Origin of the sequence: Novosphingobium sp. P6W (assembly GCF_000876675.2) — a bacterium.
Taxonomy (GTDB): Bacteria; Pseudomonadota; Alphaproteobacteria; order Sphingomonadales; family Sphingomonadaceae; genus Novosphingobium.
Genome location: NZ_CP030353.1, coordinates 801,900 through 822,319, shown reverse-complemented (window position 1 = coordinate 822,319; position 20,420 = coordinate 801,900). Strand labels below are relative to the sequence as shown.

Below are 20,420 nucleotides of genomic sequence, written 5' to 3'. Positions count from 1 at the left end.
TTTTTTCGGACCTATTTGACTATCGGTGCTGGAAGATCATGCAGATGCGGCCGTCATCGACGAAGCGCGCGAAGCTTTGCCACCGCGAGAGCATCTAGTTGATGGCCTTGGCGAGGTCGCCTTTGGGTGACACCCTCCGGCCCAAACCGCAGAGCACCATAGCGATTTCAAATCACACGAAAATGTGGGGGAGGTTTTACCGCTTACGAAAGATCAGGCCGAACTCCGCCAGATGGCCACGCAATGCCTTGATCAGCTGCGTGCGCTGCCGGACGAAACATTGATGGGTTCGGAACGACACGGCCCTGCCTGATGCTCAGCGCTCTTCACCGCCACGTAATGAATGTTCGGGCGCAGAGCCGACTCGGCGATCGTTGGAGTTTCGACCGCATCATTCTTTTGCCGTTTGACGAAGGGCTTCACATAGATCGGCGGGATCAGCCTCACGTCGTGCCCAAGGCTCTGGGCAAATCTTCCCCAAAAATGGCTCATGGCGCTGGCCTCCATGGCAACGATGCACCGTTGCTGCGCACCGAGCATCTGCTCGAGCTTCGATCGCGATACCGTCCGGTTGAATAGAACCGCCCCGCCCGGATCTGTCGCGCGCATCTGGAAGCTCCGCTTTGCCAGGTCGATCGCAAGAATATGAACGTCTGCCATATGCCATCTCCTTCCACGGCGCCAACATGGCGCCGGTCGGCATCTTACGACGCCTCCGAAGGGGCATCCACGGCATCAGTTCAATATTTCGCGTGGCCGGACGTCCATAGATGCGGTCGCATGCCAATCCACACGCCGAGTTAACCCGTCACAAAACTGCGGTGTATCTCAATCCTAACGAATCTGCAGACCGTAAGTGGAAACGGCATTTGAAAATAATATCGCATCTTGCTCCTCAAATGAATACGAAGGTATTGCCAAATCTGTCTTCAAGATAAGATCATTTTCGCTAATATAAATTCTATCAATCGAAAAGTTGCTTCCGAACATCGACCTCTTTGGGGAAAGCATCGATTGAAGACCTGATTATGTTTTCAGCTTCGGCCCACATATGGTCGAAAATTATACCAGCTGAAATTTTTAATTCTAGTGTTTGGATATGCCGCGAGAGCGCAAATGTTTTGAAACCACTGTCTTCTAGCGTGCTCGTTTTGGAAATTCCTCCAAATCCACAGTGTTCGATGATCAATATCGTTTCTGGAAACTGGGCAGCGAGCTCAATTGCCACCGGCAGTTGCCAAGGGTACGCCTGTAGATCAAAATTCAGATCGAACTCTTCGAGCTGAGCGTATCCAGCAAGCCACCCCTTGTCTTTGAGTAGGCGGAGGTGCGAACAAAGATTATAGTATGTATCATCATGCTAACTTACAATCTGACGGACGGCCTTTACCATTGACTGACGTTGCAGCCAAGAAAGCTCCTCGCGTAGGTTATCTGCCATCAAATCAATTTTTGCTACAATCGCGTCTGGTCTTCCGGCGGCTTTGTCCAGGCTTTGCAGCCAAAGCGTTTCAGCGCGGGCGTCAGCGAGGTCAACGCCTGCCTCGACATGGACGAAGCCAATTGTTCCTAATCCAGCAAAGTCCGCTTTATAATCCAGTGGCAGATAATCAGCTGCTAACTGAGAGATATCTCCCATGAAAGCTGGAGATGATCCGGGTTCTGTACCAGAATATCGGAACCTTCTATGATCATAGAAGTGCATATGGGCGTCGATGCGTCGGCGTGGCATAACAGCGCGTTGACGAAGTCGGTGTGATCTGATTCAGCCTGGATACGGAAAGAAGGCGGTCAGCGACGATGGCGATGCGACGTGATGGTGATGTGCAGGCGGATCTGATCGTGTCGTGGTCAGATATACCGCGCTCTCCCGGGCACGCCTTTTACGACAAGCTTCAGAAGCTGCTGGTGGATGCCGGTTTCGACCGCTTTGTGGAAGAGGCGTGCCAGGCCTATTACGCTGCGCGGATGGGGGCGCCATCGGTACCCCCCGGCCGATACTTTCGGATGCTGCTGATCGGCTATTTCGAAGGCATTCACTCCGAGCGCGGGATTGTGTGGCGGTGTTCGGACTCGCTTTCGCTGCGCGAGTTTCTGCGGTTGACGACGCGGGAGAAAGTCCCCGACCATAGTTGGATGTCGAAGACCCGCAGCCGGCTGCCGCACGAGGTTCATGACCAGATATTTGCCTGGGTTCTGGGGCTCGTAGCAGATCATGAGCTGGTGAAGGCCGAACGGATCGGCGTGGACGGATCGACGATGGAAGCCAATGCGGCGCTGCGCACGATCGTGCGGCGCGACACTGGCGAGACGTATCGTGAGATGCTGACGCGCATGGCGCACGAGAGCGGCATCGAGACACCAACAGCCGACGACCTGGTGCGCCTTGATCGCAGACGCACGGGCAAGAAGCTGTCGAACACGGATTGGGAGAGCCCGGTCGATCCGGACGCCAAGGTGGCGCGGATGAAGAACGGCTCGACGCGGCTTGGTTACAAGCCTGAACATGCGGTCGATCTGGATACCGGCGTGATCGTCGCAGCGCCGATCCATCCTGCGGACAAGGGCGATACGAACACCCTCGAGGCGACGCTCGAGGCGGCTGCGCGTAACCTGGCGACAGTCGATATGGCACCGGCCCCGGACACCCCGTGCGATCTTGTAACCGACAAGGGGTATCACTCCCGCGAGGGCCTCAAGGCACTCGCAAACGGGCCGTGGAAGACCCGCATATCGGAGCCCATGCCCGCCAAAGGTATCCTGCGCTGGCACGGTGACGAGGAAGCGCAGAAGGCGGTCTACGCCAATCGCGCCCGCCTGAAATCCCGCATCGGACGCAAGACCATGCGCAAACGCGGCGAGCTGGTGGAACGCAGCTTTGCCCATGTCCTGGACCGGGGCGGCATGCGCCGCGCATGGCTGCGTGGGCGCGAAAACCTCCACAAGAGGTACCTGATCCACGTCGCCGGCTTCAACCTGGGCATCCTCATGCGCGCACTGTTCGGATGTGGCACCCCAAGGGAGGCCGCCAGCGCTTCACAGGCGTTTTTGCTCGTTGATCAGACCGAAAACGCGCTGATCTTCGCCCTCGTCGGCCAAGTCGCAGCCGAAACCGGTGTCCTGCTTATCATCATGTCTGCGGGGCCGGGCTGAGCGCCGTCCCGAAAAATCGACTTCGGCAGCGGGCTGATAAGCGTCTCTCCGGGACTTGAAGTCATAGTTTGGTTTTCCTGTGGGTTAGCAGCGCGACCACCCGACAATGATCATGCCTGCAAACGACGAACCCAGCCATCCGGCCCTATGACGCGACCGCGCTGTATGCCGACCAATTCCGCTTTGAGCCCTTCAGTAAAACTGCCACATTCACCGTCCCCGATTGTCCAATCGCCGTCGCGGCTCTTTACCTGACCGATCGGAGCCAAAACCGCTGCGGTGCCGCATGCAAATACTTCGCTCAGTCGGCCGGTTCTGGCATCCGCCCGCCACTCGTCGATCCCGTAAGACTTTTCATCGAGCTCGAGCCCGCGTCTCCTGAGCAATTCAATGATTGACGCCCGGGTGATCCCAGGAAGGATCGTCCCAGTGAGAGGCGGCGTGAGCATCCGCCCATCATCGAACAGGAAAAAGAGGTTCATGCCGCCAAGTTCGTCAACCCATCGATGCTCAACTGCATCGAGGAAAACGACCTGATCACACGCATGATCACGCGCCTCCGCCTGCGCCACCAAGCTCGCCGCGTAATTTCCACCGCATTTAGCGGCCCCGGTGCCACCAGGACCGGCGCGATTGAGATGGTCAGACACCCATAGAGACAATGGCTTCGTGCCGCCCTTGAAATAAGATCCAACTGGCGATGCGATTATACAGAAGATGTACTCGCTGGCTGGCTTTACGCCGAGGAAAGCTTCGGATGCGAACATAAACGGTCTCAAATAGAGGCTACCGTCTCCTTCAGGAATCCATGCTGCATCAATGGAGACTAATTTCTCTACAGCCTCCAGAAACAAATCAACCGGAATCTCTGGCATCGCCATACGACGCGCGCTTTCATTCATGCGCCGTGCATTCTGTTCCGGGCGAAACAGCGTGATGCCACCGTCGTCGCACCGATAGGCCTTGAGCCCTTCGAATATCTCCTGCGCGTAGTGCAGCACCGCGCAGGCGGGGTCTAACATGAATGGACGGCGCGACCCCAGTGTCGCGCTGTGCCACCCCATTCCGTCAGTCCAAGTCGCGGTGAACATGTGATCCGAAAACACCCGACCAAAGCCAGGGTCGATGAGGGCGCCTGTTCGGACCTGCCGATCCATCGGACTAGGATTTGGGCAAATTTTGATCGCATGTGCTGACATGGGTTTGATCCGTGATTGAGAACGTGACTTCAAGTCGGCGGCTTATAACCGTGGCGAATTGGGTCGAGTGCTAGCGCCTGGGCGCAAGCTCCTATTGATGGATGTGCAGCGGATGGCAATGGGCGGGCGCGCCGAGCTATAGCGGAGCTATGGATGGCGGTGGCGTCGTGGCAAGATCGTTAAAGCAGATCTGCCAGTGCCCCAGCTGTGACGATATCAGCCCGAGTGGCAAAAGGCACCGAAACGAGGGCATCATGGGCCTTCTTGTCCGGATCGTAGCAGCCGTCCTCGATCAGGAGGATACGGTAGTCGAGATCGCTTGCCTCTGAAAGCGTCGACAGTACGACCCCGGACGTGACCAAACCAGCCATGATCAAGGTCTCGATACCGTTGGCGCGAAGCTGCTCATCCAATGCGGTGCCCTTAAAGCCACTCACCCGGTGCCCGGTAAGAACAGTGTCACCTTCCTCATGGAGACTGGGCAGGATTGCGTCCGATGTGAACCTCTTGAAACGCTTTGTCATCTGACCATTTTTATTGTTATTGCTGATCTCCCGGTAATCCGAGCTGAACCCGATTTTGACGAAATATATCGCGACGCCGCGCTGCCGTAACAGGTTTGTTATCTTCCGCATTCGTTCTACTATAGGCGACATCGTTTCATTGGGGAAAAGCGATACAATATCGGTCTGGTAGTGTAGAAGTAATAGAGCCGCTTTCTTCAGATCTAACGCAGCCGAAGCTCCTTTGCCGCTGACCATCTCCGCTCCGATTGCAACTGAAATTGTAGATATAAGCGTCGCCGCACTCACGAAGCCGGTCAGCGTTTGCCTACGATCGAGGCATCCCCCGACATCTTGAGTTTCAGAGACAGCGTCCTCGCCGATGCGGTTCGTCCGTTTCGTAATGCGATCAAGGAAGGGTCCCATGGAGTTACTCAGCTGTCCAGCCCCCATCGACAACGAGCGAAGTGCCGGTAACCAAAGCAGAAGCGTCGGAAGCGAGGAAAATGACGGCGCCCATCAAATCTTCCGGAGTGCCGATGCGTCCCAGCTGGATCTTTGCGAGCACGCGGGCTTTGAATTCAGCGTTCTCGAAAAACGGCTGAGTCATCGGTGTTTCTATGAAAGTCGGCGCTATCGTGTTGGATCGAATACCGAGCGAGGCAAGATCGAGGGCAAAAGCTTTGCTCATACCTTCTACCGCCCACTTGGAAGCACAGTAGAGTGAACGATCAGGTCCGCCGACATGACCCATCTGGCTACTGACATGGATCAGACTGCCTTTGATGCCCGCCTCAATCATTTGTTTCACACAAGCCTGTGTAACGAAAAATGTCGATTTGAGATTTAGATCGAGAACCGTATCATAATCCGGCTCACAAACATTAAGCATCGGCATGGGCCGATTTGTACCGGCATTGTTGACGAGGATGTCGAACGCCGCGCTGTTGGCAAAGAAGCCGGTGACGGCCTCCAAATCGGAGATGTCCAGCATCACCGCTTCGGCTTGTCCGCCATCGGCTTCAATCGCACGTGCAATTGTGTCGATTTCGTATCTCGATCGAGCCACAAGGGTCACCGCCGCGCCCGCCTCGGCCAGCGCCGACGCCAGCGCGACACCAATGCCGCGGCCTGCTCCGGTCACGATGGCGCGCCGACCCTCAAGTCTGAAGCTCGGAGTCTTCGGTAGAGTCATCTCAGGCTTCAACCGGCTCAGCACGGCCAGCATATGGCACGTCACGATGGCCATAGCGACGAACGCGTATGTTGGCCTGCTCTCCATGGCCGACGAACCCTTCCAGCGCGCACAGACGGCTGCAATACTCGCCTATCATCGCGGAGGCTTCGTCGGTTGTGACCCGCTGGTACGTGCATGTCTTGATGAACTTGCCGACCCACAGACCACCGGTATAGCGCGCCGCCCTTTTCGTCGGCAGAGTGTGGTTAGTCCCGATGACCTTGTCGCCAAAGCTGACATTGGTCCGCGCACCAAGGAAGAGGGCACCATAGTTGGTCATGTTCCTGAGGAAATAATCCGGATCGGCAGTCATCACCTGCACATGTTCGGAGGCGATTTCGTCGGCAATGCGGACCATCTCAGCGGCGTCTTCGGCTACGATGACCTCGCCGTACCCCTCCCAGGCTTTACGGGCGATGTCGGCGGTCGGAAGGATTTGAAGCAGCCGTTCAATCTCGCTGACCGTCTCGCGAGCGAGCTTCTCAGAGGTTGTAAGGAGGACTGCCGGGCTGTCGGGGCCATGCTCGGCCTGGCCGAGCAGGTCGGTCGCGGCCAGCTCGGCGTCGCAGCCGATCTCGTCGGCAATGACCAGCGTTTCGGTGGGGCCTGCGAACAGATCGATGCCGACCCGGCCAAAGAGCTGACGCTTGGCTTCAGCGACGAAAGCATTGCCTGGGCCGACGAGTATATCGACAGAGGCGATCGACTGGGTGCCGATCCCCATAGCCGCGACCGCCTGAATACCGCCGAGGCAGTAGATTTCGTCGGCGCCGGCCATGGCCTGCGCCGCGACGATCGCGGGAGCGGGCTTGCCGCCGAAGGGTGGAGCGCAGGTGACAACGCGCGGCACGCCTGCGACCTTGGCAGTAATCACCGACATATGCGCAGACGCCAGGAGCGGATATTTCCCGCCAGGGACGTAGCAGCCCGCCGCGTTGAGCGGCAGGTTCTTGTGACCGAGCACAACGCCCGGCAAGGTCTCCACCTCGACGTCCTTCATGCTGTGCCGCTGGATTTGCGCGAAGTTGCGGACCTGCGTCTGCGCGAATTCAATGTCCTTGATGTCTTGCGGCGAGAGCGTGTCGATGCAGGTCTGGATTTCGGCCGGGGTCAGCCGGTAGTCATCGCGATCCCATTTATCGAACTTGATCGAAAGCTCCCGAACTGCGGCATCGCCACGCGCCTCGATGTCGGCAAGAATGCCTTCCACCGTATCGCGCACCTGCCGATTGCTTTCCGCCTTTGCTTCTGCGGTCGCACCGCGCTTCATCCATATTGCCATGTGATCCTCACTAATCAGAGATGTTCAAATTCAGCTATCGGGGGTATTCGCGCTATGCTCTCATCCGCCGCCAGGACCAGAGAAGGCACCCGATGGTCGGAACTACGGCGATCTGAGATAACAGCAGTGACTGTTGCACAGCCTGTCCGGGACCAACTCCGAGGAGAGCAAGCTGATCGCTCAAGGCTCCCACAAAAAATGGCGCCAAGGCCGTACCGAGAAAGACCTGGGTCACGATGTAAACGGCCGATGCCGTAGCTCTTATTCTGGCCGGTACTTGGCTGCTCACGTTCGCGGCTGCAGGCGCAAGCCACATCGCGCTGAAAAAGTTGAACGGAACGGTCCAGAAAAAAGCCGTCGAGGCCGCTTCGCTGAGCAGGCAACCGACTAGCGCTGCAGAAGCACAACATATCGCGCCCGCCGAGAAGGCGAGACGGACACTTTCGCCGTATCGCAAAATCAGCCGATCAGTTAGGATCGCACCAAGTGTGATACCGGAGAAACCCGCGCATGCGTAGGACAGACCCAGGGTCAAGCCAACGTCCGATGGCGACGCGCCGAGGGTTCGCTGGAAGTAAACCGCCAGCCACGCCAGCGGACCGATCGTCAGGAAGCAGCATCCAGCGAAGCCTGCGAAACCCAGCAAAAGGGGAGTATTACGAAAAATCGCGTGGAAGCCATCCCGATCGACCTTGCGGAACTTCTGCGTCCAAGTGGAAACGGCATAGATGCCGAATGCAAGAACACCCCATTGCAAATAATCACCGGTCAGATGTCCGACCAGATAGCCGAGCGTAGCGGCAATGCCCGCGATCAGGAGGTTGGTGCGCAATGCTTGACCGCCCGCCTCCTTGTACAGGACTATCGCCCCGCTAATCGGGAGCATAGTAAGCGCTTCCATGATCACGGTATGCAATGGCCTCGGATTTTCGTCGATTTTCTCTCCATCAAGCGCACCTCTGCAAGGCTCACGCAACGCAGCTACGAGCACGGCGAGGATCAGCCCGGGACATCCGACGACAACAAAGGCTGCTTGCCAGGCTTTCATGTTCAGAGGCGCGCTGTTGGGATCGGGGTAAGCCGCGTTCCAAGCAGAGAGCACCCACCCACCCAGCGCCAGACCAAGGCCTGCGCCTATGAACAGGCCGCTCGTGTAGATAGCGATCGCAGTCGTGCGTTGATGTTTCGGGAAATAATCGCACAGAAGCGAATATACCGCCGGAGAGGCGCTCGCCTCCCCAACACCGACGCCCATGCGGCAAATGGCCAGAAATCCGAAGCTGCGCGCGGCGCCAGAGAGCGCCGTCATGACACTCCATGCGGCAAGCCCTAAGCTGACCAGGCGCGTACGGTCTATCACGTCCGCTGCTTTGCCCAGCGGAATGCCGAACACAGCATAAAAGACAGCGAAAGAGGTTCCGAGCAGAAACCCAATCTGTGAATCGGATATGTCGAGATCGTGCTTGATGCTTTCCGCTAATATGGAAAGTATCTGCCGGTCGAGGAGGTTAAAAACGTACACCATCATCAAGATGAGAAGTACGTAAGCCTTATAAGCTTTACTGGCTGGCGCCGGCGGGTCGACGTTCATCGTCAAATCACGCGCTCCTAGCTAGGCGGGCGACCGTGAAATGGCCACCCGCCCGCCTTGTCAAAACTGAAAACCGAACGTGGCGCCGAAAATCCTGGGGGCACCAAGATAACCCGCTCGGAACGTGCCGATGTCAGTGCCAGATGAAAAATATAGTTTGTTTGTGAGATTTTTGCCGAACACCGACAGACTGTATTTCCCGTCACGGGTTGTAAAGCCAATGCTGCCATTCAGCAGTCCGTAAGTGGAAAAGAAGAATGTATTGGCGTCGTTGGCAGCGCGCTCGCCAGTATGATTGTAATCGACCTGCATATTGAGTTTCCCCGCGTCGCCGATGCTGGTTTCGTAAGCCGCGTTGAGAGAATAAATCCATTTCGGCACACGCGTGAGCTTCAGATTTTTCGCCAGTTCCGGATCCGGAATGCCGTCTCCGGTCAAGTCCAGGCCGTTATATTCTTCATACTTCGCATCCGTGTGAGCGACCGTCCCTGCGAGCGTAAGCCCGGCGATTGGCACGATTGTCAGATCTCCTTCTACACCCTGAATGCGCGCACTTGCGGCATTGATCGTGCGCTGCCGCGCCTGATCATCAAGCACCTGACGCTGCAAGTTTTTGAAGTCGTTGCGATAGATCGCGACGTTCGCACGAACATGTCGATCGAACCATTCGGTTTTCAGACCGGCCTCGTAGGCGTCGACATTTTCAGGCCGGTAAGGACCTGCTGGGCCAACCGAGTTGCGGAGGTTGTAACCACCTGACCGGAAGCCCCGCGTGTAAGACGCGTACATCGTCACATCGCGAGACGGCTGATATTTGATCGCTGCTTTGGGTGTGAAATCTCGCCAGGTCTGGCCTTCATCGGTTCCATAGTTGCAGATGGTCACCGTTGCATCGCATTGTCCGAAATTCGCGACTCTCGCGTGCTTGTGCTCGATCGTATAGCGGCCGCCCAGCGTTAGCGTGAAATTGTCGATGAAGCGCCAGTCGCCTTGGGCAAAGACGCCGCCAGCGGTATGGCTCAAAAGGCCTCGTCCGCGCGGCGTGCTGGTCGCGGTGTTGCTGTTTATGATCCGCGATTCCTTATAGTCGATGTTCTGGTGAAAAATGTTACCGCCGAACGTAATGTCCAGACGCGAACCAATCGGCCCTGCATAAACAATTTCCCCGAATTCCTGCTCCTGCTTGAGACCCGTTGGGTCCACAAAATGGAACAGCGGCGCAGCCGTGCCATCGAGTTCCGCCTGATTGTATACGCGTAGGTGACGATAACCGAAGTTGGTGGTGAGCTTTCCCGAACCAAGATCGAGAACGTTATTGTTGGTCAATTGTCGCCAACGGGTTGTGCTATGCGTAAGGAAATCAGTTGTCAGATCGAATTTTCCAGTCGGGACCGGTGGCGTGATCCTAGACGCTGGAGCCTTGATGAGCAGATTCTTGATGGGCGTACCCTGATCGTGTTGCGTCCCGGCCTCACCAATCAACGTCATCGTCAACGTGTTTGAAGGCTTCCATTCGAGCATCGGACGGACAATCAGGCTGTCGAGCGCCGCGATGCGATTCCGGGGATCGGCCGCGTTGCTGAAATAGCCGTCATGATCGCGGTACATCACCGCAATCTTCGCATTCAGGGTGTCAGCGACGATCGGAGCCTCGACGGACATTTTGGCGGTTTTCGCATCGAATGAACCATAGCCCAATTCGCCGCGAACCTGGAATTCCCCGGACGGGCGGCGCGTGCGGACCAGTACCGCTCCGCCGGTCACGTTCCGGCCGAAAAGCGTGCCTTGTGGACCTCTCAGGATCTCGACCGACTCGATATCGAAAAGATCCGTCAAGGCGCCTATGTTCACACCCTGGTAGATACCGTCGATAAACACGCCTACGGTCGGGTCATCGGACGGATTGGTGGTATTGATCCCAATGCCGCGGATGTAGAAGTTGGCAGACGCTGGGAACGTGCCATTTGTGTCAAGTTGCACGCCCGGCGAGATTCTGCCCACGTCCACCAAATTGACTGCGTTCGCACGTGCAAGCTGCGCCCCGGTGAACGCGGAGACAGAGACTGCGACGTCCTGCAAAGCCTCCGCCCGGCTTTTGCGCGTGCCGGTGACTACAATGTCTTCGAGCGCCCCATTTTGCTCAGCGGCCGGCGTCGGCGCGGCGGATTGTGGTGCGGGGGCCTGTTGCGCCAAAGCGGCCTGCGGTATGAGCATCGGTACGAGCGCGACGCTGCACATCAAGATGCTCTTCATGCATTTCCCCCGAAAAAGCTTTGTTTGATCTCGCATGGTACTCCCCTTTTCCCTCTTGTTTATCCCGTACGCTACACTGTGACGTGTGACTCAAGCTTCATATCCGAGTTAAATCGGCATGGCTCTCGCGGGTGATTGATCCGGCCAAACGAAAATGTAGTTCGGTTGGTGAAATGGCCATCGCTTCCGCTGCTTCGTGCAACCCTATGGCTTCGCTGTTTTGCGACCCGATTATAACCACTTCCTCGCCGACCAATGGCTCGTCGAACCCGCTCAAATCGACGATGGAGTGAAATAGGGTTCGTGCGATCGTTGGTGCGGGGCGGCCCCGCACGAGCACCCTGCCAAGAGCCGCTCCGGTGGAGAGCCCGTCATTCCATCCCAGCGGGAAGACACCGGTCGCACCGCCCGCAGGCAAAGAAATCTGCGAGCTGTATCCCACCGATAAGGTTCGGGCTTCCGCGATCCAATTGATCTGGATAATCTGGCTTTTAACGCTGTGAAGAACAGGCTGAAATTCGGGGGCGATGGCCAAGGGCAACATACCATAGAGCAAACTGCCTGGATGCGCTGCGTTGTAGGGCAGTCCGGGCCGCCAGATCAGACCATGGCTGGCCGCTGCCATCAGAATCTGCGACTCGCCAAAAGCTGCCTTCAACTTTGTTCCAAATGTGTCAAAGTACTGGAGGCCTTGATCGAACTCCAGCGATGCGCGGCTGCCAAAGTGAGTATATCCGCCGAGACACCGGGGTTTTGTTCGAGATTTTTCGCGCGCCAACACAACGTCAAAACGGTCGGTTGGCAGTCCGAAGCGCCCAAATCCGCAATCGAATTCGAACATGAATGATGCGGAGGCAATTGTTTCCAAAGCCTCATATGCTTCAAGACTGTTCACGGTCACGACCACGCCCGCACGAGCGGCTCGCTTCAGAAGTGATGGCGGACAAGCGGTGAAAAGAAGGACGGGCCGATCAGGCGCGGCGGACTTCGCACGCATCGCCTCTTCAATCGTACCCACGCAAAACGCTTCGACGCCCGCAGCAAGGCCAAGCCTGACAACTCGCTCAACTCCAAAACCATAGCCGTTGGCCTTGACGACCTGATACATCAGCGCGCCTGGTGCCATCATCGCACGAGCGGAAGCTACGTTCTGAGCAAAAGCGCGGCCGTCAATTTCCATGACGTTGCCCCTGCTGTCCGAGCATGTGTCATATTGCGCCTTAGGTGCCGCGATCACAATAAGACTCCTCTGCCACTTCTTGGTGTGAGCGGTGACTCACGCCTCACGTTGATTTGTCATAAACTGATGATAGGCGCAATCGAAATTTGCGTTTTGGTAACTGAGGCTTTCCGCCGGCCGAATCCGAAGTCGTGCCTCGGAAACTGGCTTGCATCGCGCGTGCAATTCTGCAATTTTGCCCGTGAGCTATGAGTCACCGCTCACACTCGATCCTGAGGTTTGGGGAAGAATATGACGCAAGAACTAACATACCGAGTCGGAGCGGATATCGGGGGCACCTTCACTGATATCGTTATGATGTCTTCTTCGGGGCAAATCCTTAAACGTAAGCAATCGTCCACGCCGGACGATTATTCCCGGGGGATCGTAGAAGGTCTTGATGACTTGCTTCGTGCCGAGGGCGTGTCGGCCGATAAGATCGTCGAACTCGTCCATGCCACCACCGTGGCCACGAACACGGTTCTGGAGGGCAAGGGTGCCCGCACGGCGCTGATCACGACACAGGGGTTCCGCGACGTTCTGGAGATCGGTCGCGTTCGCGTGCCACGCCTTTACGATCTCAACTATGAGAAGCCCAAGCCGTTGGCCCGACGGCGGCATCGCTATGAAATCACCGAGCGGGTCCTCGCCGACGGAAGCATATTGACCCCGCTCGATGTGGAAGCGATCCGGGCCATAGCTGCTGACATCCTCTCGGAGGGTATCGAGGCGGTGGCGATCTGCCTGCTGAATAGTTATGCGAACCCAGTACATGAAGAAATGATTAGGGAGGCGCTCGAGCAGCTACTTCCGCGCGAAATCTTTGTGACCTGCTCGTGTGACGTATTGCCCGAGATCAGGGAATATGAGCGCATGAGCACTACGGTGGTGAATGCATATCTAGGGCCGATCGTCCGCAACTATCTCGACGCCCTTTCAGGAAGGCTGCGGGGCATCGGTGTCACTTGCCCAATACGTATTATGAACAGCGCGGGCGGCCTCATGAGTATCGATGCGGCGTCCAAAAAGCCTGCCTATATCATAGAGTCGGGACCGGCTGCGGGCGTCATCGCCGGGGCCTACATGGCAAAGCTGGCCGGCTATCCGGATGTCATCACGGTAGACATGGGAGGCACCACCGCGAAAGCTGCGCTTATCGAAGCCAGTGAACCAGCCCGCACGACAGAGTATGAAGTGGGAGCTGGCATCAATGTCTCGAGCAAGTTGGTGAAGGGCGGGGGGCATTCAGTCAAACTTCCCTTCATCGACGTTTCGGAAATCGGTGCTGGCGGCGGGAGCTTGGTCGGCTTCGATAGTGGCGGATTGCTGACGGTAGGTCCCGAGAGCGCAGGTTCGGTGCCCGGACCGGTTTGCTACGACAGGGGCAATGATACCCCAACCCTCACGGATGCCTTCATAACGCTCGGCTACCTCAATCCGGAAGCGATCGCTGGAGGAGCGGTCAAGCTAAACGCAAGCAGAGCCAAGGAGGCCCTGAACGAGCGCGTGGCACTGCCAATGGGCCTGAGCACCGAGTCGGCAGGTCTTGGGGTGCAGGCTATCGCTACTGCCACGATGTCCCGCGCCGTCAAGGCCGTGTCCACCTATTGCGGACGCGACCCTCGCGACTTCGCGTTGTTTGCATTTGGCGGCAATGGTCCAATGATTGCGAACGAGATCGCGCGTACCATGGGGATCAAGACCGTGATCATCCCACCCAGCCCAGGTGTTTTCAGCGCGATGGGCTTGCTGTTTTCCGCCATCGAGCATGAATTTACCTCTACCGATTTCAGGCTTCTCGGACCTCAGATTGGAGATAGCTTTCTGGGGGGCTTCGAAAAGCTGCAGGCTCGCGCCGTAGATGCAATGAAGGCCGAGGGATATTTCGAGAAAACACTGGAGAAAGAATGGTTTGCTGATTTGCGCTATCAGGGTCAGGCTTTCGAACTGACCACTCCCGTGACTTCTGGTAGTGACGGTCAAGCGTTACTGGCGGCCGCGCTCAACAGTTTTCACGCTGAACACAAGCGCACCTATGGCCATGCAAATCCCGAGAATCCGGTCGAGCTTGTCAGCTATCGCGTAAAAGTCCGCGTCACGCGTGACCAGTCGGACGATGTCGAGCACTGGTCCGTAGCGCCCAGCGACGAAGAGATCTCCTACCGCCGTGCGGTATTCTCGGACGAAACGGCACAAAATGTCCCGGTAATTTCCCGTGGCCATCTCTCAGGCCAAGCCAAGCAGGGGCCATTCATCGTCGAAGAATATGACTCGACGTTCGTCGTTCCGCCTGGCGCAACCGCGCAGGTTGATAATTTCGGAAACATCGTCGTCACACTGGAGAGCGGCAAATGATTATCGCATCCGATCCGATCACGCTTGAAATCGTGAAGAATGCCCTGAGCTCGTTAGCGGACGAGATGGCCCTGGTAATTCTCCGTAGCGCCTATTCGCCCATCGTTCGCGACTCGATGGACTATTCGACCGCAATTTGCGACCGCAACGGCGACATCGTAGCGCAGGGGCTAACCAACCCTATCCATCTGGGTGCTTTCCCAGACGTCATGCGAATTCTTGTCGGCAACCATCTAGACCAGATGAAGCCAGGCGATGCGTTTCTCGTAAACGATCCCTATGGCGGTGGCGGCATGCATCTGCCCGATATCTTTTTGATCAAACCGCTCTTCATTGATGGCGAATTGGAGGGTTTTGCGGGCACGCTTGTTCATCACTCCGATATCGGGGGTCTTGCCCCCGGAAGCATGGGATTGCAGGCAACGGAAATTTTCCAAGAGGGACTACGCATTCCGATCGTGAAGCTGTTTGACGGTGGCACGATCAACCAGACCACAATTGCCTTCATGAGGGCTAATTCTCGAACGCCAGTTGAACTGATTGGCGATCTATCGGCACAAATCGCCTCCGTCGACGCATGCGAGCGAGGCTATGCCCAACTCATACAAAAGTATGGCAGCGCACAGTTTCGACAGTTCCTTGGCGAATTGCACGACTATGCGGAGCGTTTAATGCGCCAAGAGATAGCCGCCATGCCTGACGGCAGCTATGAATATGTCGACTATGTCGATGGTCTTGGAGAAAATCCCGAGCCCATCCGCTTTCAGGTCCGCATAAACATCAGCGGCGACAGCGTTGACGTCGATTGGACGGGCACAAGCCCTCAGGTCCAGGGTGCGATCAACGGCCCGATGCCCACAACCACATCAATGACGTATGTCGCTCTTCGATCCGCAATCCATGCGGACATCCCCAATTTTGCCGGCTACATGCGTCCGGTGCGCGTCAGCGCGCCTTTGGGAACGATCGTCAATCCAACCGCGCCGGCCGCGTGCGCGGCGCGCGGCGTGATCGCCTACCGAATGCTCGACACGCTTTTCGGTGCCTTGAACAAAATTCCGGGCAGCCGCATTCCCGCGCTGGGTGAAGGAGGACCATCGGTCGTTTCGTTCAGTGGATGGGATAATGGTCAGGCCTGGATTATAACCGACGGCATTTTGGGCAGTTGGGGCGGCCGGGCGCAGAAGGATGGGGTGGAAGGGATATCGAGCCCAGGCACCAACCTGTCCAATCAGCCAATCGAACTTATCGAAGCGCGCATGCCGTTGCGCATCCTGAGCTACACCTTCGCTAAAAACAGCGGGGGTGCTGGAAAATATCGCGGCGGTTCGGCCATGGTGAGATCATACGAAGTTCTGGCATCGGATGGTCTAGTCCAGGTTCGATCGGATCGGCGAGATCATCTTCCTGTAGCTTCCGGCGAAGGGCTGCCGGGAAGCCCCTCTTATACCTTCCTAAATGAGGGCGAGCAGACCAGGATGCTCCCGGTGATGCCGATGGGCCCCATCAGGGTTTCGGCAGGCAGCAAGCTCGTGCATTTGGCAGCGGGCGGTGCTGGCCATGGGCATCCGTTTGAACGTGATCCGAATGCGGTGCTCGACGATGTGCTGGACGATCGTATCAGCGAAGAGATGGCGCGCGAGGTCTATGGCGTACTTCTAGGTGAATTCGGGCGATCGGTAGACAACGAAGGAACGATTGCGCGTCGCTCGACTGGCGTGGCCCCGGCGCTCCTGACCGAGCATCAGCAGGCGATATTTTCTTCGACCAACACCCCATCGACTCTGTTGAGCTGATCCGCCGCGCGGCCATGGCTCCCGCCTGTGAGCCATGGCCGTTGAGGCGACGCAGCTGTTGCTTGTGAGCGTTAAGTGGTTCCGCTCGCATGGGCCGAAGGAGGGTTCGAAACTGGCTTGGCATTGACATGGCTTGAGCGGCCGTTCACGGCGGTATATCCTTTGTTCCTTGTCGTTGTCGGATCAGTATGCATGTCAGTCAAAAAGCCTGTCACTCCCGTCGAACATCAATCATTCGACACCCTTATGCTGGCCGCCTGTCAAGTGATTGGTCGTCACGGTTACAAAGGGGCGTCTGTCGCGCGCATTGCGGTAGAAGCGGGAATATCCCAAGGACATTGCTATAAATTCTTCAAATCGCGCGACGATATTCTAAGCCATGTTATCTTGTGGGTTATGGAGCAATTCGAGAATTGGTCGAAAAAGCGAGCACGGCGCGAAGTCGGATATTTGCAATACGAGCATAATGCACTCGAACAGTTTTTCTCGTATCAAAAGAAACACCCGTTTTTTTTTCGCATTATGCACGAGGCTGAAGTTGAGACGCCCAGCTCGTGGAAATCTTTCGCTGATCGGCGCCATGATCAATATATGAACTTGTTGCTTTCTGGCATTGAAAGCGGAGAAGTGCGTGGGTTCAATACCAATCAGGTTGACGATCTTGCTCGGTTTCTCTCGGCTGTGCGCCGCTCGATAGTCTTCGGGGCGTACGAAGGGACAATAAAGAAAGATCGAGCGATTGAAACATACGACCTCTTTCTTCGGCAGGCGCTAGGTTGTTTGTAAATGTCACCGTTAATCCGTACTACTCGGCAACGATAGTTCCCGCTGTGGGCCTAGCCATTTGTCGCGAGAACGTCCGCCCTGCTGCCGTGTAGACGAAGCGGCGAGCAAACCGGCTCGCGCCCCCTCGCTGGGAGGTAAATTTATATCGGAAAGACTATGTTCACGCACATCATGATCGGCAGCAACGACCTTGATCGATCCAAGGTCTTCTATGACGCGACGTTCACGGCGCTGGGCGGAAAGCCTTGCGAGCAAGACGAAAGGGGCCGGCTTATCTACGATCACGACAGTGGGCGACTGATGATCACCCGACCGATCGACGGCCATCCGGCGACCGCTGCCAATGGCGGAACCATCGGCATTGCCGCCAGCAGTGCGAACCACGTCCGCGCGTGGCACGACGCCGGCACCGCAAACGGGGGTTCCTCGGTCGAAACGCCACCCTGCGAGCGCCCAAACGGTGTCTTCGTCGCCTATCTCCGTGATCCGGACGGCAACAAGCTCACCGCACGAACGAAGGTGACGCGGTAGGCATCATAGAACTTGGCTATGTAGCTGCGCGAGAAGGCTTATGCCCATCGGCGTCGGCCTGATTGTCCCGATAGCGGCAGCCCTGCGCGCGAGCCGGAACGCCCTGCTGCGCGGAGGCGATGACCGGCTCTGGTCGATGACGACAATGTGCATCCCCATCGCGCTCGCCTGTGCCATGATGGCGCCCTTCCTGCCGGTTCCAGCGATGGCAAGTTGGGGCTGCATCGCCCTTTCGGCGCTGCTTCACACCGGATACAACCTCTTCATCGTTCGCGCCTACCGGCAAGGCGATCTCGGACAGACGTATCCGATCGCTCGTGGTTGCTCGCCGTTTCTGCTCTTGATCGGCGCCGCGGCCTTCGCTCAAGAATTGCCTGGCCCACTCAGCCTGACGGGCTTGCTGCTAGTGCCGGGCGGCATCGTCGCGCTCGCCTTCCAGGGGCGGACCATCGGGCGGAAAACACCGCTCTTCTCATCGGATTTCGGATGTTACGCATTCCAACGGTAATCTGTTGGTCTTCTTCACCTCTGTAAGAATGACGCTCGAATGTAATTCTCGCACGCCGGGCATTTGTGAAAGCTTGTTGTAAAGGAATTTCTCAAAATATTTTACATCGGGGACGATGATCTTGAGCAGCGCATCGACGCTTCCCAGCAAGATATAGCATTCCAGAATCTCGGGATGGTCTTTGACCTCTTCGCGAAAGGCAGCGGTCGCCCTTGCATCGTGGCCGGCCAGTTTGACCGTCGCATAGATGGTCACTTCCAAGCCGACCGCCTCCGGGTCGACCAGCCAGACTTGGCCTGTGAGCACGCCGGCGTCCTTCAATCGGCGTACACGCCGCCAGCATGGTGGAGGTGTCATGCCCAAGCGCTCCGCGAGGTCGGCGATCGACAAGGCGCCGTCTTCTTGCAAGGCAGAGATGATTCTCCGATCGATCAAATCCAGGGTAATTCTTTCTCGCATACTAGCTATTAATCCATAAAAGCGTTACCCTATAAGCCTAATATGGTCGAAAATCATAAATGAAAATACCCGCGATCTGCAGATAAAATTGCCGCCAGTAATGGAGGCTAGAATGTATCAGCATTTCCCAGATTTCGATGACCACGTGCTCGTGACGCACCGGCAGGACACACCCTCGGGCCTAAATGCATTCATAGCTGTCCATAATGAAAACCGGGGCCCTGCCATGGGCGGCTGCCGCATTCTGAAATATGGGTCCACCGATCTAGCTATCAAAGACGTGCTGCGCCTCTCGCGGGGCATGACCTACAAGAATGCGATCGCAAATATCCCTTATGGCGGCGGCAAGGCCGTCATCATCGCCGATCCACGGGTCGAGAAGACCACCAGGTTGCTTCACGCCATGGGCGATTTCGTCCAGTCGCTTCATGGTCGCTACATCACCTCGTTCGACTCCGGGACAACCCTCGATGACGTCAACACAATCGGAGTGCGAACCGAGTTTGCGGCGGGTACGCTGGCGGAAGCGGGTAATGCATCAGGCAGCACGGCGAGTGGGGTTTACTACTGCATGCGCGCCGCCGCCGAGCGCGTGCATGGGACGTCGGATCTTGGCGGGCTGACTGTCGCCATTCAAGGCGTAGGCAATGTGGGGCGCCGGCTGGCCGAAAAGCTCGCGGCCGACGGCGCCAAGCTGATCGTCGCGGATATCGAGACGCAGAATGCACGCGCCGTAGCGCAAGCGACTGGAGCGACGGTCGTCGGGGTCGATGAAATCCTGCTCGCTGACGCCGACATCCTGTCGCCCTGCGCCTTGGGCGGCGTTTTGTCTCCGCAATCAATTCCGGACCTAAAGGTGAAGATCGTCGTCGGGGGAGCGAACAATCAGTTGGTGTCCGCCGATGACGATGAGAGGCTGCAACACGCCGGTATCCTCTACTGCCCCGATTACCTCGCCAACGCCGGTGGCATCATCGACCTGTATTATCAGCGTTCGACGTGGACAAGCGAAGCGGTCGACAAGCACGTCCGACAGCTTGCTGACACCTTCCATGAAGTCGTAGAACGTTCACGTGCCACGAGGTTGGGCACCGCGAAGGTGACTGACGCCATCGCTCAGGAACGTTTCAGCTTTGGCGGGCGCGAGACAGCATGAGCAGCACGCGCGACCGGATCGCGAATTATTATCCGGCAATCGATCGCGTGGATACCGAGGCGGTTCTGTCGCTCTTCGCCGCAGACGCAGTCTACAAGCGGGCCGATCGCGAATATCGGAGCCTGCCCGAAATCCGCGAATTCTTCTGCAAAAAGCGACAGATCCGCGGGCGGCACATTATCGACCAGATTTGGGCCGACACGGCCGACAGGAAAGTCGTCGTAACGGGAAGGTTCGAAGGCGAAGGTGTCGCGGGCGATCCCAGGACCGTGGAATTTGCGGACGTCTGGCAGTTCAATGATGCTGGTTTGGTCTCCAAACGGCAGACTTTCCTTGCACTCGGCCATGCTTACGTCGAGCGCTAAATCTATCAGGCTCCAATCATTTCGGTC

The 20,420-nt window shown here is 57.0% G+C and carries 18 protein-coding genes and 1 pseudogene; 8 read left to right on the top strand and 11 right to left on the bottom strand.

From position 1 onward, the window contains the following. Positions 1–211 precede the first annotated feature (211 nt). From TQ38_RS20055 to TQ38_RS30065, 3 genes and pseudogenes are all read right to left on the bottom strand, one after another. Positions 212–660 (bottom strand): annotated as a pseudogene (locus tag TQ38_RS20055) (transposase); the annotation flags it as partial. 304 nt (positions 661–964) lie between these two features. Next, positions 965–1,228: a hypothetical protein gene (locus TQ38_RS30070; RefSeq protein WP_162792325.1), complete on the bottom strand. Its 264-nt coding sequence runs from the start codon at positions 1,226–1,228 to the stop codon at positions 965–967. Positions 1,229–1,360: 132 nt separating this feature from the next. Next, complete coding sequence (locus TQ38_RS30065) at positions 1,361–1,705, bottom strand: hypothetical protein (RefSeq protein ID WP_162792324.1); 345 nt, start codon at positions 1,703–1,705, stop codon at positions 1,361–1,363. Between the two features lie 95 nt (positions 1,706–1,800). On the opposite strand from TQ38_RS30065, the gene TQ38_RS20050 reads away from it, so the two are divergent. Beyond that, positions 1,801–3,153, top strand: coding sequence for a transposase (locus tag TQ38_RS20050; RefSeq protein WP_113942008.1), 1,353 nt, complete (start codon positions 1,801–1,803; stop codon positions 3,151–3,153). 110 nt (positions 3,154–3,263) lie between these two features. On the opposite strand, the gene TQ38_RS20045 is transcribed toward TQ38_RS20050, so the two are convergent. The 7 genes from TQ38_RS20045 to TQ38_RS20015 all read right to left on the bottom strand — a co-directional run bounded on the left by TQ38_RS20045 (position 3,264) and on the right by TQ38_RS20015 (position 12,398). After that, positions 3,264–4,310 (bottom strand): branched-chain amino acid aminotransferase, encoded by a 1,047-nt coding sequence (locus TQ38_RS20045; protein WP_043979313.1) that lies wholly within the window; start codon positions 4,308–4,310, stop codon positions 3,264–3,266. Positions 4,311–4,531: 221 nt separating this feature from the next. Then, positions 4,532–5,281 (bottom strand): cysteine hydrolase family protein, encoded by a 750-nt coding sequence (locus TQ38_RS20040; RefSeq protein WP_052505957.1) that lies wholly within the window; start codon positions 5,279–5,281, stop codon positions 4,532–4,534. Positions 5,282–5,285: 4 nt separating this feature from the next. Then, a complete protein-coding gene (locus TQ38_RS20035) occupies positions 5,286–6,083 on the bottom strand; it encodes an SDR family NAD(P)-dependent oxidoreductase (RefSeq protein WP_370059824.1) in 798 nt (265 codons plus the stop codon). Next, positions 6,052–7,374, bottom strand: a complete 1,323-nt coding sequence (hisD, locus tag TQ38_RS20030) for a histidinol dehydrogenase (RefSeq protein ID WP_043979314.1) — start codon at positions 7,372–7,374, stop codon at positions 6,052–6,054. The genes TQ38_RS20035 and hisD overlap by 32 nt, the downstream gene beginning before the upstream one ends. Positions 7,375–7,426: 52 nt before the next feature. Continuing rightward, the gene (locus TQ38_RS20025; protein WP_052505958.1) at positions 7,427–8,965 is read right to left on the bottom strand and encodes an MFS transporter; all 1,539 of its coding nucleotides are present in this window, start codon (positions 8,963–8,965) and stop codon (positions 7,427–7,429) included. A 60-nt stretch (positions 8,966–9,025) separates the two neighbouring features. After that, complete coding sequence (locus tag TQ38_RS20020; RefSeq protein WP_052505959.1) at positions 9,026–11,218, bottom strand: TonB-dependent receptor; 2,193 nt, start codon at positions 11,216–11,218, stop codon at positions 9,026–9,028. A 97-nt stretch (positions 11,219–11,315) separates the two neighbouring features. Further along, the gene (locus tag TQ38_RS20015; RefSeq protein ID WP_052505960.1) at positions 11,316–12,398 is read right to left on the bottom strand and encodes an alanine racemase; all 1,083 of its coding nucleotides are present in this window, start codon (positions 12,396–12,398) and stop codon (positions 11,316–11,318) included. A gap of 291 nt (positions 12,399–12,689) precedes the next feature. Between TQ38_RS20015 and TQ38_RS20010 the strand changes: the two genes are divergently transcribed. The 5 genes from TQ38_RS20010 (at position 12,690) to TQ38_RS19990 (ending at position 18,413) form a co-directional block, all read left to right on the top strand. Beyond that, complete coding sequence (locus TQ38_RS20010) at positions 12,690–14,792, top strand: hydantoinase/oxoprolinase family protein (RefSeq protein ID WP_043979317.1); 2,103 nt, start codon at positions 12,690–12,692, stop codon at positions 14,790–14,792. Next, entirely contained in the window at positions 14,789–16,588 is a 1,800-nt protein-coding gene (locus TQ38_RS20005; RefSeq protein ID WP_043979319.1) for a hydantoinase B/oxoprolinase family protein, read from the top strand. The genes TQ38_RS20010 and TQ38_RS20005 overlap by 4 nt, the downstream gene beginning before the upstream one ends. A 192-nt stretch (positions 16,589–16,780) precedes the next feature. Next, the gene (locus tag TQ38_RS20000) at positions 16,781–17,374 is read left to right on the top strand and encodes a TetR/AcrR family transcriptional regulator (protein ID WP_082057930.1); all 594 of its coding nucleotides are present in this window, start codon (positions 16,781–16,783) and stop codon (positions 17,372–17,374) included. Between the two features lie 156 nt (positions 17,375–17,530). Next, positions 17,531–17,905, top strand: a complete 375-nt coding sequence (locus TQ38_RS19995; RefSeq protein ID WP_043979321.1) for a VOC family protein — start codon at positions 17,531–17,533, stop codon at positions 17,903–17,905. A gap of 40 nt (positions 17,906–17,945) precedes the next feature. Beyond that, the gene (locus TQ38_RS19990; RefSeq protein WP_205316173.1) at positions 17,946–18,413 is read left to right on the top strand and encodes a hypothetical protein; all 468 of its coding nucleotides are present in this window, start codon (positions 17,946–17,948) and stop codon (positions 18,411–18,413) included. Here TQ38_RS19990 and TQ38_RS19985 read toward each other — a convergent pair. Beyond that, a complete protein-coding gene (locus TQ38_RS19985; protein ID WP_043979323.1) occupies positions 18,378–18,872 on the bottom strand; it encodes an Lrp/AsnC family transcriptional regulator in 495 nt (164 codons plus the stop codon). The two genes, TQ38_RS19990 and TQ38_RS19985, sit on opposite strands and share 36 nt — an antisense overlap. 112 nt (positions 18,873–18,984) lie before the next feature. On the opposite strand from TQ38_RS19985, the gene TQ38_RS19980 reads away from it, so the two are divergent. After that, positions 18,985–20,028, top strand: coding sequence for a Glu/Leu/Phe/Val dehydrogenase dimerization domain-containing protein (locus TQ38_RS19980; RefSeq protein WP_043979325.1), 1,044 nt, complete (start codon positions 18,985–18,987; stop codon positions 20,026–20,028). Continuing rightward, positions 20,025–20,393, top strand: coding sequence for a nuclear transport factor 2 family protein (locus TQ38_RS19975; RefSeq protein ID WP_052505962.1), 369 nt, complete (start codon positions 20,025–20,027; stop codon positions 20,391–20,393). The genes TQ38_RS19980 and TQ38_RS19975 overlap by 4 nt, the downstream gene beginning before the upstream one ends. Positions 20,394–20,420 lie beyond the last annotated feature (27 nt).

What these genes read in the sequence shown, in the direction of transcription:
- TQ38_RS30065 (WP_162792324.1), bottom strand. Translation starts at nt 1,705, where the DNA reads ATGCACTTCTATGATCATAGAAGGTTCCGATATTCTGGTACAGAACCC.
- TQ38_RS20050 (WP_113942008.1), top strand. Translation starts at nt 1,801, where the DNA reads ATGGCGATGCGACGTGATGGTGATGTGCAGGCGGATCTGATCGTGTCG.
- TQ38_RS20045 (WP_043979313.1), bottom strand. Translation starts at nt 4,310, where the DNA reads ATGGATCGGCAGGTCCGAACAGGCGCCCTCATCGACCCTGGCTTTGGT.
- TQ38_RS20040 (WP_052505957.1), bottom strand. Translation starts at nt 5,281, where the DNA reads ATGGGACCCTTCCTTGATCGCATTACGAAACGGACGAACCGCATCGGC.
- TQ38_RS20035 (WP_370059824.1), bottom strand. Translation starts at nt 6,083, where the DNA reads ATGCTGGCCGTGCTGAGCCGGTTGAAGCCTGAGATGACTCTACCGAAG.
- hisD (WP_043979314.1), bottom strand. Translation starts at nt 7,374, where the DNA reads ATGGCAATATGGATGAAGCGCGGTGCGACCGCAGAAGCAAAGGCGGAA.
- TQ38_RS20025 (WP_052505958.1), bottom strand. Translation starts at nt 8,965, where the DNA reads ATGAACGTCGACCCGCCGGCGCCAGCCAGTAAAGCTTATAAGGCTTAC.
- TQ38_RS20020 (WP_052505959.1), bottom strand. Translation starts at nt 11,218, where the DNA reads ATGAAGAGCATCTTGATGTGCAGCGTCGCGCTCGTACCGATGCTCATA.
- TQ38_RS20015 (WP_052505960.1), bottom strand. Translation starts at nt 12,398, where the DNA reads ATGGAAATTGACGGCCGCGCTTTTGCTCAGAACGTAGCTTCCGCTCGT.
- TQ38_RS20010 (WP_043979317.1), top strand. Translation starts at nt 12,690, where the DNA reads ATGACGCAAGAACTAACATACCGAGTCGGAGCGGATATCGGGGGCACC.
- TQ38_RS20005 (WP_043979319.1), top strand. Translation starts at nt 14,789, where the DNA reads ATGATTATCGCATCCGATCCGATCACGCTTGAAATCGTGAAGAATGCC.
- TQ38_RS20000 (WP_082057930.1), top strand. Translation starts at nt 16,781, where the DNA reads ATGTCAGTCAAAAAGCCTGTCACTCCCGTCGAACATCAATCATTCGAC.
- TQ38_RS19995 (WP_043979321.1), top strand. Translation starts at nt 17,531, where the DNA reads ATGTTCACGCACATCATGATCGGCAGCAACGACCTTGATCGATCCAAG.
- TQ38_RS19990 (WP_205316173.1), top strand. Translation starts at nt 17,946, where the DNA reads ATGCCCATCGGCGTCGGCCTGATTGTCCCGATAGCGGCAGCCCTGCGC.
- TQ38_RS19985 (WP_043979323.1), bottom strand. Translation starts at nt 18,872, where the DNA reads ATGCGAGAAAGAATTACCCTGGATTTGATCGATCGGAGAATCATCTCT.
- TQ38_RS19980 (WP_043979325.1), top strand. Translation starts at nt 18,985, where the DNA reads ATGTATCAGCATTTCCCAGATTTCGATGACCACGTGCTCGTGACGCAC.
- TQ38_RS19975 (WP_052505962.1), top strand. Translation starts at nt 20,025, where the DNA reads ATGAGCAGCACGCGCGACCGGATCGCGAATTATTATCCGGCAATCGAT.